Source organism: Candidatus Nanosynsacchari sp. TM7_ANC_38.39_G1_1 (assembly GCF_004138385.1).
Genome location: NZ_PQNZ01000014.1, coordinates 1 through 16,921, shown reverse-complemented (window position 1 = coordinate 16,921; position 16,921 = coordinate 1). Strand labels below are relative to the sequence as shown.

Here is a 16,921-nt window from a genome sequence, read left to right as displayed (position 1 = left end):
ACACATAAAAGCTGGCTCGTTAATAACATATTAGACAGTTAGAAGAAACACTCATCTTTTATGTGTCGTAGTTCTGTTGTATACTGGATTTAATGAATCAAGGACGAATCCAGCTACAAATTGACACTTCAAAGGAAGTGCGAAATCGTGCTAAAGCGGTTGCATATAGCCAAGGGATAAGTCTTACTGAATTAGTGCTCAAAGCATTGACGACCGTTGGCGATAAAGAGCTGAAGGCGTTGATTGAGAAAGACCTAGAGGAGCGTGCTAGTCGCGGACGACCGCAGCAGTCTAAGTCTAAAACAACTGACTAATTATTGTTAAAATGAGCCACTACATGGAGGGTGTATGGCACGGCCAAAAGGTAGCAAGAATAAATCAAAAGCGCCGCTAGCGGAGCAATTTTCATTTACGATTGAGCAACGGATCAAACTAGTTGCTAATCTTGTCGTTGAGAAGATTTTGGAAGATGGAGCTTTTGCTCAAAAATTAATCACTATTTTGGAGGATAAGGGACATGTCGCCAACAAGCCAACCGCGAATCGGACTGCTAGCGATACGCGTATCATCGGATAAGCAAGGTCTTGACGGTGATTCTCCGGAGGCGCAACGTGAGCAGGGAGAAGCTTATGCCAAGGCGCATAACATTGTCGTTACAGAGACGATTATTTTGCTTGAGTCTGCTTCGCATGAAGTACAACCAATGCAAAAGGTCATTGATGTCTGCAAAGATAAGAGCAAAGGCTTTCAGGTTGTTCTTATTAAGTCAATTGATCGCTTTACACGAGGCGGTGGTGATTATTATTCACCGCTGAAGCGGCAGTTGACTAGGCTTGGTATCGCGCTTGAAGATATGTATGGTGTTATTGGTAAGCAACAAATTAACACCCTTGAACACACTGGTTTTAAATACTATTGGAGCGAATTTAATCCTACACAAAAATCTGAGTATCTTGAAGCTGAACGAGCTAAGGACGAGATGCGCGATATTATGAGCCGTATGATTGGTGCGGAGATTCGCTACACGCAGCTTGGCTATTGGATGAGACGCCCGCACTATGGATTCCGCAGTGTCAAAATTGATACTAAAAATGGCAAGAGGACTATTCTTAAGCCTGATAAGAATGAGGCAAAGTTTATTATCAGACTGTTTGAGATGCGCGCTGCGCATGTTTATACAAACCAGCAAATTGCCGATGAGCTTAATTCTATGGGCTTTCGTTCTCGCGTGACGATTGTACGTGACAAATACGACCGAACGAAAATTAAACGACAGATTGGCGGCCGAAAAATGACCGCCAAAATGATTGATCAATACACCAGTAAATTGGTATATTGCGGTATTATTAAAGAAAAATGGACACATGATAAGCCAGTTAAAGCGCAGTTTGATGGGCTCGTCAGCGTGGATTTATTCAATGAAGCTAATCGCGGCCGAGTCTTCGTGGAGGTTGATAGCCATGATAGTATCACTATTAAACATAAGGCAGTTCCGGATCATTTGAAAAATAAACAAATTTATAATCCAGATTATCCATACAAACAGGTAGTCGCCTGTCCTAAATGTGGTAAGACACTATCTGGTAGCGCTACTCGTGGCAAACTAGGTAAACACTATCCAGCCTATCACTGCAGTCGCGATGGCCATTACTTCCGCGTGCCGAAGCCTGAATTTGATGAGACAATAGAAGACTTTGTAAGGACTATCGCTATCAAGCCAGAATACATTGACGATGTTATCGCCGCTATCGCTGAATTGTGGCGCGAACGTCAGACCAAGCAGATTGATGCTAATAGGCAGCGCCTAGAGCATCGCGATATCCTGCAAAGCCAAATCAAGGCAACCGTTGATCGGATGCGTATTGTCACAAGCGAGACGGCCCTAAAGTACCTTGAAGAGGATATTGTTAGCGTCGAAAAAGAATTAGCAGAGCTGGATGAAGAAATTGCCAGGCAGCCGAATTTGCAAGCTGAATTTGACCAAGTTTTGCAATACGCTAAATATATTTTGGAACACCTGTCAGAACTACTGCTTGACCTCTGTAATCCACTGCGAAAAGCTGCCTTTTTCGGTGCTATATTCAACAAACTTCCAACCTACGAACAAATAAACTTTGGAACCCACAAAAATAGCCCGCCACCAGAGGTAAACGAGCTGTTTCAAATCCGAACGGAATATAAATCCCTTTATGGTGACTCTACCGGGAATCGAACCCGGGTTGCCGGGATGAGAACCCGGTGTCCTAACCGCTAGACGATAGAGCCAAACTGCTTGATATTATAGCAGCAGAGCTGGGTGTTGTCTAGCTGCCGAGTTGCTGAATGATTTCGATTAGGCGGCGCGGCGTGATTTCAGCCTTAATCAGGTAGGCGTCGGCGTCGTTTTCTAAAGCGGCGCGGCTTTTCTCGTCTTGATCGAAATTTGTCATGACGACGATACGCGACTTCTCGGCGCTGTTTTCTTCGAATTTGCGGATGGCGGTCATGATTTCGGTGCCGCGCATCTCTGGTAGCATGATGTCGAGCAAAATTAAATCGTAATGCTGATTGGTGGCCATAACCAAACCATCGTGACCGTCCACCGCCCACTCGACGTTGTAGCCAGCCATTTTGAGGCTGCGAACGTACATCTCTCCGATGAAACGGTCGTCTTCGATGACTAAGATTGTGGAAATTGCCATAATACTCTCCTATTTACCCCGTGTATTTAGTGTGATTTTTAATCCAGCTGTTGCCTGCCGAGATGATTTCGGTGTTGGAATTGTCGGCGTCATGCAGCTTGTCAGAAACGGCGGCGTAGATTGGTAGCGTGAAGGTGAAAGTTGCCCCCTGCCCTTCAATGCTTGATACGCCGATAGTGCCGCCGTGACTTTCGATGATAGCTTTGCTGAGATATAAGCCGATGCCAGTGCCAGCGACTGTCTCGCGGCTGCGGTGGCTGCGGTAGAACTTGTGGAAGAGATTGTTGATGACGCTGGCTGGAATGCCGATGCCATTGTCGGCGACCGAAACTTCAACGTGCTTGCCTTTGGCTCGAGCAGTGACGCGCACAGCGCCGCCCTCGTCGGAGTATTTGATAGCATTGTCGATAAGGTTGGATAGCACTTCGGAAATGCTAGAGCGGTCGGCGGCGACGGTCGGCAAATCGCTCGGAATGTCAACCGACAGTGAACGATGCTGCGAGCGGGCGCGCAACTCCATATCGTCGCGGATAGTCTCGTATATTGTCGCCAACGAATCTTCGTGTAGTTGGAGTTTGAGGTGACGGCGGTCGTAGCGGCTAGTGTTGAGGATATTGTTGATGTAACCAGATAAGCGATTGCCGCTAACGATTAATCTCTGGAAAAGCTCTTTTTGATCGGGCTCGAGTTTACTATCGAGTTCGAGCGCTAGCACGTCGAGGTAACCGCGGATAACAGTGATTGGCCCGCGCAACTCATGAGCTGCGAACGAGATGAAGTCAAGGTCGTCGTCCTCTGGCTGGTAGATTTCAGTCTCGTCGTAAGCAGTAATGATAGCGTCCGCGGCGTTGCCTTGTTCGAAATCGACAGTGATATTGAAAATACGGCGGTCTTCCTGTCCGATGACCTTGTTGGGAACTCGCAGCCAAATTTTGCGGGCGCGAACATTGTCGGTACGCTGTTGATCGATCCATTCAATCAGGTCGGTGCCGTCGTCAAATAGCAAGTCAAAATGATAAGCGCCTTTGGCGTCGAGCGAGATTGGCGCGGCGCGATTAGCGAAAATTACGCCATTGTTCTTGTCGAGGATAATTATGCCAGTACTTGTCAGATTGAGGGCGCTGGCTAGTTCGTCGCTTGTGCTAGTTTTGTCTGGACTGGTTTCGGTATGTTCTTTGTAGATAGACAGCAGCATATCGCTAAAACCGGTAGCCTTGTACTCTTTATTGCTAGGGTTTGGTAACTTTTGGTCAATTTTTTGTCCGGCAGCATTAACTAGCGCGGTCGAGAGGTCGCGCAGCGGAATCATCGCAAAAGACAACACTGCGAAATTTGTTGCAGTAGAAATAATTAACAGCGAAATGATAATTGTTGCAATAAGAAAGACATCCAAACGAACCTGCAAAATGATCATTATTGCAATAACCGACAAAGCGATTAGTAGTTGAACAAGAATAGATATTGCTGCAACTTTGTTGCGATGAATGCGCCAAAAATCACGCATTTCTGGCGTGCGTTTGACTACTGGCTTGGCGTCGCTTACTGCCACGAAACACCTCCTCCGCCGCTGTTTGGTACGGCAGCGATCCAGGTTTGTCCGCGATTTAGTGCGACTGGCTTGCCGGCAGCGTCGATGAGTTCGAGCGGGCTAAAGCGGTCATTCTTGCGCCAAGTACATTCAGCGGCCGTGCCGTTCTGAAACACTGTTGCAGTACCGGTACCATTAGTAACGATACTTTGCCGCCAGCCGTCTTCCATGACGGTAGTCTCGTTGACATGCAGCGCGATGACAACGCTCGGCGCTAGCCTACCCTCTTCACGGTCGTTACTGGCCTGCCCGCCGATACTGCGTAGATAGGTGTTGCTAGCCTTGTCATAGTCGTAATGGGTGTTGTACCAACTGCTAGAGAAATTGATGTCGATACTGACGGCGTTTGGTTTGTCGCTGGCCTTGCCGTCAGCGCGAGCGAAGCTGGTGAATTGCGATGATTTATAACCTTTGCCAGCGTTGAGTGCGTCTAACTTCTCGAAGCTAGTATAGACATTATGCGGCGGCCGCCGATCATTAGCGCGCCAGTACGAACCGCCGTTGAAGAACTGATCGATATCGCGATATTTACCGTTGCGAACCTCTTGCAGTGAAGCGTGGCTGCCGCCGACATGAGCGACGCTAGCCTGATATGGCGCTAGCCAATCAACGTAATACATACGCAGGCTGCGGACTGGGCCGATGAGCTGCGGCTTGTGCTGTTGAAATAGTGTCAGAAAGCGCGTGATGCCGCCTTCGGCGATGGCTTCGTAGACGACTTCGGCCTGCTTGAGTCCGGAATGCGGCCGGGCATCAGGCGAATTTTCGATCATGATGGCAGTGACTGGTTTGGATAGGTCGGCCTTAGAGGCAACTTCAATGCCATTGAGGTGGGAATAGTATTTTTCGGCAGTTTTAGGCGCTTTTTTGGCAGGAGCATGATACGCAGTGTCGGCAACTGGCGCGCGATATGTCAATACGAAGGCCACCGCCCCGCCGATAGCGATCAGGATTGCGCCGCAAATGCACATTGTTGCAATACGATGACGATTAATAAAATCGCGCAGTCGTTGCAGGCGCGACTGCTTTTTGTTAGCCGTGTAGTGCTGTGCTACGAGCGGGCTTGGTTGTCTGTTTCGTATGTGTATTTTTTGCTTTCGCATCTTGGTAAAATTATAGCATAATTGGTGTGAATTGGTTATGGTTTGCGCAGTTCGCTACAGATGTTAAAATTTAACAGACGATGGTATCTGAGGTGGCATGACCCCAAGCGAACGTCGGGAACTAAGAGGTCAAATAATCTACCGTAGTACTTTTGGCTAAAAAATTTTAGCACTAAATACTTAGAGATAGATGCTTAAACTCGGAAGATTCAGTATTGTATTCCAGGTTGGGTAATTTTGTAATTTAAACATAAGAAATGGAGTCTATGTGAGAAAAGTGGATGATGACTTTGGTCGTATACGAAAAGAGCTCAGTGAGCTAGCAGCGACAGGGCGAGAGGTTTTGGATGACGCTAGTCTTGCAGAAAAGCTAGGAGACCTTGCGCATAGAGCGGCTAGATTGTGTCACGATCAAGAAATAGCTGCTGCTGATCTAAAACGGCAGGAATCTGGAGAAATATACGATGAATTCGGTAACGCAATTATTGTATTTCTGAAAGCATATAAAGGCAATCCTGTGATTTGGTCGGTAATTGATAGTTATATGGAACGCAACCCAGAAGTATTTGGTTTGCGTTATAGAGCGGGATTTAATCGGTGGACCGAGCAAGCGGAGAATAATCCAAACGTTGTCTATCATTACGATCCTGACACGCGAGTTGAATCGTGGGCGTGGCGGCCAGCTAGCGAAAATGGTGCAACTAGCGATGCGATAATGGGGTCTGATCTGCCAAAAGTATCCTCGGGTGATTTAACAGAATCCACCGAACCATCTACAGAACCAGAGCCACCGAGTGAACCGAAAAAGCAGGAAAATATTACTCCGTTGCTACACAGACAGACGCCTAATAATCACGAATTGAATAGCGGCGATTCAGACTGTAGCCCTATGGCGACAGATACGCCAGATTTGGTTCGGCTCTCTTATTCGGAAAAAGAAAAATTGATAAGCAGCTTACGTTCGCCTGTTGAAGAATCAGCAGATCCAATAGCGACGCAGCTGACTGATTGGGGGTTGCAAATTATTGAATATGCAGATGGTGGAGCGGCATTTTCAATCGAGTCAGATCCTGAAGGATATAGCGAGAAAGCGTTGTATCCAGTAATAATTGGTATTTTAGGACGGAGCAAAAAACCAATGACCATCGAAGATATGTGTCGGGCGTTTGCAGAAAAAGAAGGGCTAGAGTACAGTTCATTTATCGCTGGAAACGATGAAAGGACAGCAGATGCGAAGCTCGTACAAGAAGCTGTATGGTCGATAGTTCATAAGGCTATTAGGGTGCTAAAGACTAGGCTTTCTGAGAATTATTTATCCGAAAAACTGTGTGAAGATATAACTTATGTTGATGGTAATATGAGAAAAAAGCGAGTGACGTATCAGCTAGAAGGTGTGTTAGAGGTAGAAAAATAAGATTATTGCTTTCTGACCGCTACGCTAATTTCATGTCCAGATAACTCTGAAGCCGCGCCAGTGTGCGCTCACGTCCAATCAGTGCCAGCGTATCATTCAGCTGCGGGCTGAATGGCGCCCAGGTGACGGCAATGCGGATCAGGCTGAAGAGGATGCCGGGCTTTTGACCAGTTATCTCCAGCAATTCGTTCAGGTAGTTTTGGATTGATTCTGGCGTCCAGCCGGCGAGTTTGGCGAGCTCAGCGCGGGCGGTTTCCAAAAGTTCACGGCGCTCGCTGTCGGACAACTTCTTTAACTGCTTATTGCCATCGATAAGTTCCAGGTTAACCTCAGGCTCCGCGAAAAAGTAGCCAAATCCACGTAAATCTTCAAACATCTTCAGGCGGTCTTGCGCTAAAGCCAGCACTTTCATGCGGTATTCCTTGGTTATGTTTGGAGCGTAGGCGGATTCCGGCCAGAAACCAGTCTGTCCCCTGTCTTTTTGCGGGTTATCGCCCTGTGGCGACACGTACTCGTAAAGCTTATCGACAGGAATATTGCGTATATGAGCGCCGTTAAGCCATAATAAGCGTTTTTCGTCAAATCGCGCGCCTGATTTTTGGACGCGTTTCAGGCTGAACTTTTCGATCAATTCGTCTCTGGTGAAAACTTCCTGTTCGGTGCCGTCGTTCCATCCCAGGCTGGCGAGGAAATTGAGCATGGCGTCTGGCAGATAGCCTTCTTCCCTGTAGGCTAGGATATCTTTGGCGCCGTCGCGTTTGGATAACTTCTTATTGCCCTGCTCGTTCATGATTGGCGGCACCGAGGCGAATATCGGCCAAGTTATATCCAGCGCATCGTAGAGATTAAGATATTTGGGCGTGCTGGCAAGGAACTCTTGCCCGCGGATAACGTGGGTGATTTCCATTTCGGCGTCATCGACGATGTGCGCAAAGTTGTACGTCGGAAAGCCGTCGGATTTAACCAATATAAAATCGTCAATTACCTCTGGGCCGGCGTGCATTTCGCCCATGACTTCGTCGTGCCAGGTGTAGGGTTTCGGTTCTGAACGAAAGCGCAGCGGCTGGCTGCCATCCCAGGCCGGCGGGTTTTCCGGGCGGTAATCACGGTACAAAAAAGGCTTTTTATGGGCTTTGGCTTCTTCGCGAAAAGCATCTAGCTGCTCCGGCGTATACGGATCGGCGTAAGCGCGGCCGGCGTCAATGAGTTTTTGCGCATATTTCTGGTAAATGTCAAGCCGTTCTGACTGCTTGTACGGCCCAAATTTACCGCCAAAATCGTCTGGACCTTCGTCTGGTATAAGGTCGAGCCACCTTAGGCATTTATAAATATGCTCTACGCTGCCAGATACTTCCCTTTTTTGGTCGGTATCTTCTATGCGCAGGATGAATTTTCCATTTGACTGCCGAGCGATGAGCCAAGCAAACAGCGCGGTACGCATACCGCCGACGTGCATATAGCCAGTCGGGCTAGGCGCGAAGCGAGTACGCGTGGTCATGAAGCGCTCTCTTCTAGTTTGGCGACGCGCCGGTCAAGTAATTCTAGCTCGTGCTGAGTGGTTTTGTCGTTATCAACGACAGCTCGTTTGATGGTTCTGACGTCGGTCTTGAGGCTATCGAACTCCTCGCGTAAATTATTGAATTCCTCGCGTGTTGGTTGGTTTGATACAATCTCTAATACCGCGCTCATCTGCGAACGGATTTTTTCAAGAATAACGTTGGTGTAATTTTTGTCGTCGCTCATGGCCTAATTATAGCAAAAAGCATCCGGCAGGTGCAAAAGTCAATAGTTATCTCCATATTGACAAAAATAAGGTCTATCTTTATATTATACCACAAATATGTATAAATTACAAACTGGCGGCTATTTTTTGGATTTGTTCTGGTGCTAGCTCGGCATTGCCATCGACAGTGTAAAGAATACCAGCATTAACCCAAGCGGCATGAGTACCGTAGGAATAGATGGTTAGGCCATTGGCAGCGGTCGTGGTGTATTTGTCGCGGGATTTCGGCTTGATGTAATTTTCGAGCACGGCCGATGAATCCCATTCGGAGCGAGTTTGCGCTAAGGTGAAGTTCTCGTTGCTGCCGTTAGCGGCAAACTTCATGATTACGCTGCCCTGCTGGTAAGCAACTGGACCGTTGAGGCTATAGCCAGACGGCTGATAATTCGGATAAGAAGCGTTAATACTAGCCTGCGAGGCGGCTATACGGGTGCTCAAAGCGGGCATATTGATATACGTGAAGTAGGCGCCTAGCAGTAGGACAGCTATAGCTGTGCTGCCAACGCTAACCAGGCGTCGCCAAAGCGAGGTATTTTTTGCTGGCTTGACTTCTTTGCGCTGTTGGCGCGTCAACATCTTGTCGGTAGCTTCCTGAATGGCTTGCTGCTTGATAACTTGTGATGGCAAGACGCTGCGCGTTTGCTGCTGCTTGATGATTGCTTGCCGCTGGCGAGTAGTCTGTTCAAGCTGATTGGTGGTAGGCGCTATGTCTGGTGTTTCTGGGGTGGCTGGACGCTTGACGGGCGGTTTGGTAGTAGTTGTAGCTTTGGCAAAATGCGCAATATTAGACGATCGGCGGATATCTTGGACGCGGCGAGTTCTCTTGCTGCGGCGAATGATTTGCGGCGGCGTACTGCGCTCGGCCGCTAAGCGTTGCGAACTGCGAACGGCAGAATTTTCTTTAATACCCGCTGTAGTGGCGGCTCGCACTGGCGCTACTGAATCAATGGTGCGCGGTTGTTTCTTGATATATTTGCGCTGCAGGGTGTGGGATTTTTGGGTGCCGCTATGAAAATTGCTAGCCGCGGCTGCTGGCGTGCGTGCCGATCGCTGGGCATCGAGAATATTGCCAGTTTCGGCGTCGTAGACATTACCTTTGATGGTTATGTTGTTGTTTGTCATTTCCCTTACCTATGTTTGCGATACTACTCGTGCTTAACTATTATCATAGCCTAATTTGCTATTACACGCAATAGCAAGTGGTATAATATGTACTATGAATCAGCAAAAAAATCGGCGCAAGCAGCGTATTAAATTAACCTTTACTTATGCTGTGATGACCCTGGCAGTTCTAGCGTTGGCAGTGGTTTGTTTGATGCTAGTGCAAGGCTATCGTTTAGACTTTGATCGAGGCACGGTTAGACAAGGCGGCATGATGCAGTTTGATTCGCGGCCTGATGGCGCAACGATTCAGATAGATGCTGCCACCCTTGCCAACCGGACGGCGACGCGTATTGTAGCTACTGCCGGGCAGCACACGGTGACGGTATCGAAAGACGGCTTTGTGCCCTGGCAAAAACAAGTTAACGTCAAGGCTGGCTCAATCCTTTGGTTAAATTACGTCAAGCTAGTACCGACGAGCATTGAGGCTAAAGATGCGATGGAACTCGCTAGTCTCGACAGCGCAGCGGCAGCGCCTGATAAATCGCGCTTTGCGGTTATCCAAAATAAGCAGCAGCCAGCGGTTGATTTTCTCAAAGTTGATAACGACCATATTGAACATAAACAGCGTGTTATACCTGCTGATAGCTACACGGCCGACGGCGCTAATCACAGTTTTGCAATTGAATCGTGGAGCAAGGATAGCAAACGAGTGTTAATCAGCCATTCTTTTGATGATTCAAAAGAATATCTTATCGTTGACCTCGATGGCAAGGCGCAAAACATCACCCGCGATATCGGCGTGCAAATCAGCAAATTAGCTTTCGATAAAAGCGACTCGCAGAATGTGTATGTATTGACGGCCGATAGCGATGTTCGCCGGATTAGACTGTCGGATAAAACGTTGTCGGGTCCGCTAATTAGCGATGCTAGTGATTTTTATGTTTCTAGAAACGGTTGGATTAGCTACACTACCAAGCCGAATAATAGCGGCGAGCGGACGATTGGCTATTTGTCGAAAGGTGCATCAAAACCGCGGGCCTTGCAAACTTTCAAGGATATGGCTGGGCGCAGTCTTAATCTAGCGATTGAGGAGTATTATTATGATAATTTTGCGCTCATTACTCACGGCAAAATGGTTGCTGTCAAGAAAGTAAAATTACCAGCAAGCGATTCAACAGACGAACTGCAGCAAGAGTTGCTAGCGACGCTGCCGTTAGCTACTGACGTTTCGTATGCGGGCTTCTCGCCCAACGAGCATTTGTATGTTTATGCGCAGGCTGGGGCTAGCTTGGTGACTTATAATTTAGAGCTGCGGTCGATTGCTAACGTCTCGATGAAGACTACCGCTACGAGTGAAATCGCTTGGCTGGATAATTCGCATATTATGCGGGTGTCTGGCGGCACCTTTGAGTTCGGCGATTATGACGGTACTAATATGCACACCATGGCGACCGATGCGGTTGGCTCGGCGGCAATGCAGTCGTCGAATAACCGTTTTCTGTATTATTTCCGCAAACACGCTTCGGGCAAAATTACTGCTTCTTATATTAAGATGTACGATTAAGTTTAGTGTCGATGTATAAATAAAGTTGTCTTTGTTAGACGCTTATTTTCTCGGTTACCGTGCGATAGCTGTAGTCTGATTACTAACGATTTATGGTCGTGCTGATTATTATCGCTAATTACCGATGCCAAATATTCGTTGCAAGAATGTCGGCGAGTTGGCTGGCATTTTCTTGGTCGAGGCGGCGGTATTGCTGTTTTGCTCGGCGGTTTTAGCTTCGTTCGGATTCGGGCTGATTTGCTCGCCAAAAACTAGTAGGCGGTTCTGCGCTGTGCCTAGCGGCGTACAAGTGATTAGCGTAATGTACGGCTTATCGTTGCCGATTTGCAGCGACGCGACGTCGGTTGGCTTGACTACCTTGGTGCCGGTAATTTTGTAGGTATAGCGCGTGCCGTTGTAGTTGGCGTAAACTACATCGCCGGCGGCCATCTTCTCTAGCCGAGCAAAAATAAATTTATAATTGCCGCTGTCGGTCCAGTCGTTGGAGGAATGACCGGAAACAACGAAATTACCCTTTTCGCCGGGCTTGGCATTGGCGCCTTGGATATTGAACCAGACGATGCCTTTGTCCATAGCTTGATTAAGAGAGTTGGTGTCGGCGGCATTAGCGTCCCAAACGATTGGCACATCAACGGCAATCTTCGGGATAAGCAGCCGCGACTCGTTGGTAGCGACTTTGGTGGTGTTTGGCGAGACGATAATTGATTCGGGGTCGGTGGCGCCTGGCGAGACATACGCTTCGACGTAGGCGAACAAAACGCGATTATACTGCAAAAATAGAAAAATAATCATCACCGCGCAAGCTGCCATGATTGGCATAAAATGGCGGCTGCCGCGGACCTTCTTGGCTTTGTCGTTGATTTTGCGGCGAATGGAACTACGCAGATCGTTGACGGCCTCCTCTTGCGATACGGTGCCGTTGTTTGGCGTTGAGTTTTGGTTTTTTTGCGCCTGCTGAGCAGCTTGCTTTTTGAGCGACTTGCGAGTGGCGTCAATCTGCGAAACGTAGTAGCGCTCGTAATACTGCTGATAATATGTTTGCCAAGCGGTGTGATATTTTTGCCAAGAAGCATCGTGTGTAGCAGGAGTGGAGCTCTGGTTCATGGTGCGGGTATACGGGTTTTTGTCTGGGTCGACGGCGCCAGGGCCGGCCGTAACGCTGTTAGACTGCGCACTATCAGCGATGGTGCCAGATGGCTGCGGGTAGGCGTTTGTTTGCGGCGAGTGCGAGTTCTCTTGGGGCTCCTCGGCCTGTTTGGGCTTTTTTGCGTTAGAATTTGGCTGCTGGCCAGCTGCAGCAGTAGCGTGCGGATCGTTTTGAATAATCGAACTGATCTGTTGGCGGACAATATCAGCCGCCGCCGACCGGTGCTGGTCGGTTAGTGCGCTGTGATGAGGCGCTCCGTCTCTGGGCGGAACGGTTAATGATGAACGATCGTCTGGCTTCATACTTTCTATGCTAATTATAGCGTAATTAGCGGTTATTTACTAGTTAGCGCTGGTCTGTTACAATGAAAATGTACCTTTTCTGCCGCGGTGATGGAATTGGTAGACATGAGAGACTCAAAATCTCTTGAGCATTAGCTCGTGCCGGTTCAAGTCCGGCCCGCGGTACCATAAGATAGACGTATGTGGGCGTCTTTTTTTTGATGCGCTTACCCCTGTTATGGTAGCGGCGTAAAGCATAAGTAACAATATTATGCAAAAGTGTTGACATAATTAAAAGTTTATGCTACAATGACATCATAAGCGTGGAATAATGCACGCAGGGAGGAAATCAATGAAACTATCAATTAAGAATCTGGCGATTGTCGGCGCGGTTATAGCTGCTATCGCTGGCGGAATCTGGTTGGCCAAGCCATCAGAAGCATCTGTCTGTGACGGATGGATTAACGTGATTACTTGCGGTACGCCAAGTCATCAAGATCTCAAAAATGTTTACTACGGACGCAACGACATCAAAGCGCTGTATCAGTGGAACAACATAAATGATGCCATGATTGAAGGCAAAGGCATGAAGAACGGTACCGTTTATAAGGATGGCCGGATCGTTGTCGACGGCCAAGTCGTAGCAACTAACGCCAAGACCGTTCAGCGTAATACGCGCTACCCAGGCTCGTCATACGGCCGCGAGACGGTTGGCGGACATTCGTTCTACAAGTTTACGACTCAGAATAGCTTTGTCTACAATCAGTTTGATGCTTTCGTCTGGTTTGATGAAAACGGCAAGTTTATCGCAGCCATTATCAAGGATTGCGGTAACCCAGTCTGGGGTGATGCAACCTGGAAACCGAAAGATATCCAAGTCTGTGATCTTACCAGCAAGAAAATCATCACCATCAAAGAGAATGAGTTCAATAGCAGCAAACATTCCAAAGATATCAACGATTGTAAAGAAATCAAGGTCTGTGACCTGACTAGCAAGCAAATCGTAACTATCAAGGAAAAAGAGTTCAACAGTAAGAAGCACTCGAAAGACATTAACGACTGTAAAGAGATCCAAGTCTGCGACCTTTCAACCGATACTATCATTACTATCAAAGAGAAAGAATTTGACAGCAAGAAGCACTCTAAGAATTTCGCTGACTGTAATAAGGTAAAGGTTTGCGAACTCGAGACTGGTAACATCATCACCATCAAAGAGACCGAGTTTGACAGCAAGAAGCATTCCAAGAATGAAGCAGACTGCGACAAGGTGAAAGTTTGCCGCATCGCTGACAAGAAAATCGTCGAAGTTACCCGCAAAGAGTCAAGCGACAGTCAGTACACCACTGACATGAGCAAATGTGAAGAAACTCCAGCGACTCCACCGGAAACTCCAAAAACGCCAACCCCATCAAATCCAGTTGAATTGCCAAAGACTGGTACCGGCGAAGTAGTCGCCTCGGTGGTCGGCCTCGGCGGTCTAACCGCAGCAGCCAGCGCTTACATTGCTAGCCGCAAACGCCTCTAGCCAATCCTCCCAGCTAGAAACAATCCGCTCTGAAATATCAGGGCGGATTTGTTTTGTTGGATTATTTAGAGAGAAGACTGGCGGTGATGGCCTCAAGTGGCTGCGACGGATTCCAAATATAATAGACGCTAGCACGCGCTGCTACCGTGCCGCGCCAGATGCGCATCGGGTCGTTCCATGGCATGGTTGCAACTTTCCCGCTGCTAGCAGTAACGAGTGTGTCTTGGTGCAAGGTGGTAATGGTAATTGGATATGTCACGGTGAATTTGTGCAAAGCTTCGACTAACTGCAGCAACTGCATACTGAAAGTCAAAATTTTGGGATAATAAAGCGTGCGAAAAAGTTTTTGCAGCTGCGCGAAACTCAAAATTAACACGGTGTTTGGGCGTGCTGCTAGTGTAGCGGAGTCGTTGCGTACTAGATCTACGGCGTCTCGGGTGATAGCTGCTGGGCCTTGATAGTCGCGCAGCAGCTGGCTGTAGACAATCGCTGTTTGGCTGTTGCGCCCGGCGTCGCCTATTAGCAGTAAACCATCGCTCCACGTGCTAAGCGCACGTAGTTCACTGATAGACTCTTGAGCTAAGCCGCCGCTAGGATTGCTAGGCGCGTAAGTGACACCAGCCATGGTGCGCGGCAAGGTGTTTTTAAGGACATCCGGCAGCAAGGCGCGGGCTTCCCCTACTCCGCTAGCGAGCGCTGTCGAGTAAGCTTCGGCGACACCAGCAAAGCCGAGTTTGTTGCCGCCGATAATACCGAGTTTGCCGGCGCGCGAACGCTGCTCGGGCTTGTTCCATTCGATATCGGGAAAGAGCGGCTGCTCGGGTGTTTGGCGCTGCCAATATGCTAATTCCATGAATGTATTGTAGCGCGAAAAGTGCGGACAAGCCAGCTCAAGCGCTTGCCGCAGCCGCCGGGCTAGCGTACAATTTAGGCTATGGAAAAACACATCGCCGAGCATTATCAAACTATATCTCAGCGCCTAGCAGCAGCCAAGTCGAAAACTGATCTGACGGAATTGGCGCACTATCACCGCACGCGCGTGCAAGAATTTCAGCACGAGCGGCTGATTCACTTGCTGGTGACATTTTTCTTCGCCGGGCTATTTTTAGCGTCTCTGGCGGCATTTTTGGCAACCGCGGCGATGGGGTTGGCGATGAACTGTTTGCTGGGATTGCTGGCACTGATTTTGTTTGTGCTAGAATTGGCGTACATTCGACATTATTACCAACTAGAGAACGGCGTGCAGCGGCTGTACGAGTTAACGGTAGCGATCGAAGAAAAACGTTTTGCCAAAGACTGGGCTTAATCAAGCTGGCGAGTCAGTTGCATTTGCTTGCCGGACGATTTTTTCGATAATATACCTATCTCTTGGCTCGAAATCGTATTCTTTTACAGTTGCAATGCCGTTTTTGATAGCGATATCTGGCAGCGTAACGCGCCCCTCTGGATAGCCGCGGACTTTATCTTGATCGATTCTAAATGCGCCTTGATTATTCTTTGCGGCTATTAGTTTAACGGCTTGAGCGAAAATATCGATGTGCGACGGCTCGAATCTGCTGAACAAGTTGTTGAATTTAACTTCGCCTAGGATTTCGTCTGATTCTTTATCAATGCCGAACCCTAATTCTCCAATCTCGAATAAGATAGGTTTGAATATGTCGATGTTTTCCATCAAGTAGCGGTTATTGCTGAGTATTCTGCCATCGGCATAGACTTTAGTTGTATCTCCGCCGCTTCTGGTTATATTCCAAGTATAGACAAGTTTGTCGTACGAGCCGATAGACGTGTTGCTTGGCAACGATGATTTGATTTCGTTAAGATTGGCGGCATTCATCTCAACTTTGCAGTCAAGGTAATGATAATATAGAGTACGCTGTCCGTTCGCTGTTTTGTTTTTCTCTGATTTCTCTAGTACTCTAGCTGAAATTTTGGCTTTGAAATTAGACTCTTTAAGCTTATCGAATAGCGCCGGGAGTTTTTCGGGAATTTTGTAAAACACGTTAGCTTCCGAGTCGGTGTTGATTGCGCCGTCGCCCTGCTTCTGAGTTATTGCAATGAAGTTTTGTTGCGGCCATTCTCGGATCGGCGAGATAACGTCGGCGATTTTCTTTACTGCGATGACAGTTTGATCTTTAGGGTAATCCGGCTGAAGCGTTATTTTGTAAGTACCTTTTTTGTTGCCAAAAAAGTCCTCTACGATGTCTGATAATTTGAGGTCGACTTTCTCTACGCCCGGTATTTGGCGTATTTGTTCAGCGCAATCATTTAGCTGTCCGAAAGAGCTTGCTGGATTTTGCGAAAATGTTTCGGATAGCCCGTAAATGACGCCAATAGATATTAGTATTACGAATAGTATTGCGAGTGGCGAAAGGATCAAAGCAATCGTCAGGAGTATTTTGTTTGGTTTCTGCGAAGAATACTGCTGATATTGCGGCTGTGGTGAAGCGTATTGAGGCTGGCTTTGCGGTGGATACTGCTGCGGGTATTGTTGATATTGCGGTTGCTGCGGATATTGCGTTTGTTGAAGTGGTTGCTGCGAGTTGTTTTCTGGAGGCATAAGACTACCTTACTATTTATATTATTTCAATACTTACTGGGCAGTGGTCGCTGCCCATTTGTTCGGCGTGGATCTCAGGGTCGGTGACGCGCTCAGCGATTTCGCGCGACGCCAGCCAATAGTCGATCCGCCAGCCGACATTACGCGCCCGGGCGTTGGCCCAGTGCGTCCACC

Annotated in this window: 15 protein-coding genes, 2 tRNA genes and 1 pseudogene; 8 read left to right on the top strand and 10 right to left on the bottom strand. The window is 48.0% G+C overall.

What is annotated here, in order from left to right:
* Positions 1-92: 92 nt before the first annotated feature.
* From G1ANC_RS01675 to G1ANC_RS04235, 3 genes and pseudogenes are all read left to right on the top strand, one after another.
* Entirely contained in the window at positions 93-314 is a 222-nt protein-coding gene (locus G1ANC_RS01675; protein ID WP_129693301.1) for a hypothetical protein, read from the top strand.
* Positions 315-348: 34 nt separating this feature from the next.
* Positions 349-576: a hypothetical protein gene (locus tag G1ANC_RS01670; protein ID WP_129693300.1), complete on the top strand. Its 228-nt coding sequence runs from the start codon at positions 349-351 to the stop codon at positions 574-576.
* Positions 518-787, top strand: a pseudogene (locus G1ANC_RS04235) (recombinase family protein); the annotation flags it as partial. The gene G1ANC_RS01670 and the pseudogene G1ANC_RS04235, both read left to right, overlap by 59 nt.
* Positions 788-2,190: 1,403 nt before the next feature.
* Here G1ANC_RS04235 and G1ANC_RS01660 read toward each other — a convergent pair.
* From G1ANC_RS01660 to G1ANC_RS01645, 4 genes are all read right to left on the bottom strand, one after another.
* Positions 2,191-2,265, bottom strand: a tRNA-Glu gene (locus tag G1ANC_RS01660).
* Between the two features lie 38 nt (positions 2,266-2,303).
* The gene (locus G1ANC_RS01655; protein ID WP_129693299.1) at positions 2,304-2,681 is read right to left on the bottom strand and encodes a response regulator transcription factor; all 378 of its coding nucleotides are present in this window, start codon (positions 2,679-2,681) and stop codon (positions 2,304-2,306) included.
* A 13-nt stretch (positions 2,682-2,694) separates the two neighbouring features.
* Positions 2,695-4,230 (bottom strand): sensor histidine kinase KdpD, encoded by a 1,536-nt coding sequence (locus G1ANC_RS01650; protein ID WP_129693298.1) that lies wholly within the window; start codon positions 4,228-4,230, stop codon positions 2,695-2,697.
* Entirely contained in the window at positions 4,221-5,372 is a 1,152-nt protein-coding gene (locus G1ANC_RS01645) for a DUF3048 domain-containing protein (RefSeq protein WP_129693297.1), read from the bottom strand. The genes G1ANC_RS01650 and G1ANC_RS01645 overlap by 10 nt, the downstream gene beginning before the upstream one ends.
* A 268-nt stretch (positions 5,373-5,640) precedes the next feature.
* Here G1ANC_RS01645 and G1ANC_RS01640 point away from each other — a divergent pair, with 268 nt between their 5' ends.
* The gene (locus G1ANC_RS01640; RefSeq protein WP_129693296.1) at positions 5,641-6,786 is read left to right on the top strand and encodes a hypothetical protein; all 1,146 of its coding nucleotides are present in this window, start codon (positions 5,641-5,643) and stop codon (positions 6,784-6,786) included.
* Between the two features lie 19 nt (positions 6,787-6,805).
* Here the strand turns inward: G1ANC_RS01640 and gltX are convergent, their stop codons facing one another.
* The 3 genes from gltX to G1ANC_RS01625 all read right to left on the bottom strand — a co-directional run bounded on the left by gltX (position 6,806) and on the right by G1ANC_RS01625 (position 9,691).
* The gene (gene gltX, locus G1ANC_RS01635) at positions 6,806-8,284 is read right to left on the bottom strand and encodes a glutamate--tRNA ligase (protein WP_129693295.1); all 1,479 of its coding nucleotides are present in this window, start codon (positions 8,282-8,284) and stop codon (positions 6,806-6,808) included.
* Positions 8,281-8,529, bottom strand: a complete 249-nt coding sequence (locus G1ANC_RS01630) for a hypothetical protein (RefSeq protein ID WP_129693294.1) — start codon at positions 8,527-8,529, stop codon at positions 8,281-8,283. The genes gltX and G1ANC_RS01630 overlap by 4 nt, the downstream gene beginning before the upstream one ends.
* Positions 8,530-8,635: 106 nt before the next feature.
* Positions 8,636-9,691 (bottom strand): hypothetical protein, encoded by a 1,056-nt coding sequence (locus tag G1ANC_RS01625; RefSeq protein WP_129693293.1) that lies wholly within the window; start codon positions 9,689-9,691, stop codon positions 8,636-8,638.
* A 94-nt stretch (positions 9,692-9,785) separates the two neighbouring features.
* On the opposite strand from G1ANC_RS01625, the gene G1ANC_RS01620 reads away from it, so the two are divergent.
* Entirely contained in the window at positions 9,786-11,237 is a 1,452-nt protein-coding gene (locus tag G1ANC_RS01620) for a PEGA domain-containing protein (protein WP_129693292.1), read from the top strand.
* A gap of 114 nt (positions 11,238-11,351) precedes the next feature.
* Here the strand turns inward: G1ANC_RS01620 and G1ANC_RS01615 are convergent, their stop codons facing one another.
* Positions 11,352-12,686 (bottom strand): sortase, encoded by a 1,335-nt coding sequence (locus tag G1ANC_RS01615; protein WP_129693291.1) that lies wholly within the window; start codon positions 12,684-12,686, stop codon positions 11,352-11,354.
* Positions 12,687-12,767: 81 nt separating this feature from the next.
* On the opposite strand from G1ANC_RS01615, the gene G1ANC_RS01610 reads away from it, so the two are divergent.
* Positions 12,768-12,854: transfer RNA gene (locus G1ANC_RS01610), tRNA-Leu, on the top strand.
* A 163-nt stretch (positions 12,855-13,017) separates the two neighbouring features.
* The gene (locus tag G1ANC_RS01605) at positions 13,018-14,190 is read left to right on the top strand and encodes an LPXTG cell wall anchor domain-containing protein (RefSeq protein WP_164997964.1); all 1,173 of its coding nucleotides are present in this window, start codon (positions 13,018-13,020) and stop codon (positions 14,188-14,190) included.
* A 61-nt stretch (positions 14,191-14,251) separates the two neighbouring features.
* Here the strand turns inward: G1ANC_RS01605 and G1ANC_RS01600 are convergent, their stop codons facing one another.
* Positions 14,252-15,043, bottom strand: a complete 792-nt coding sequence (locus G1ANC_RS01600; protein WP_129693289.1) for a hypothetical protein — start codon at positions 15,041-15,043, stop codon at positions 14,252-14,254.
* 81 nt (positions 15,044-15,124) lie between these two features.
* Here G1ANC_RS01600 and G1ANC_RS01595 point away from each other — a divergent pair, with 81 nt between their 5' ends.
* Positions 15,125-15,496, top strand: coding sequence for a hypothetical protein (locus G1ANC_RS01595; RefSeq protein ID WP_129693288.1), 372 nt, complete (start codon positions 15,125-15,127; stop codon positions 15,494-15,496).
* Here the strand turns inward: G1ANC_RS01595 and G1ANC_RS01590 are convergent, their stop codons facing one another.
* Entirely contained in the window at positions 15,497-16,747 is a 1,251-nt protein-coding gene (locus tag G1ANC_RS01590) for a hypothetical protein (protein WP_129693287.1), read from the bottom strand.
* Positions 16,748-16,921 lie beyond the last annotated feature (174 nt).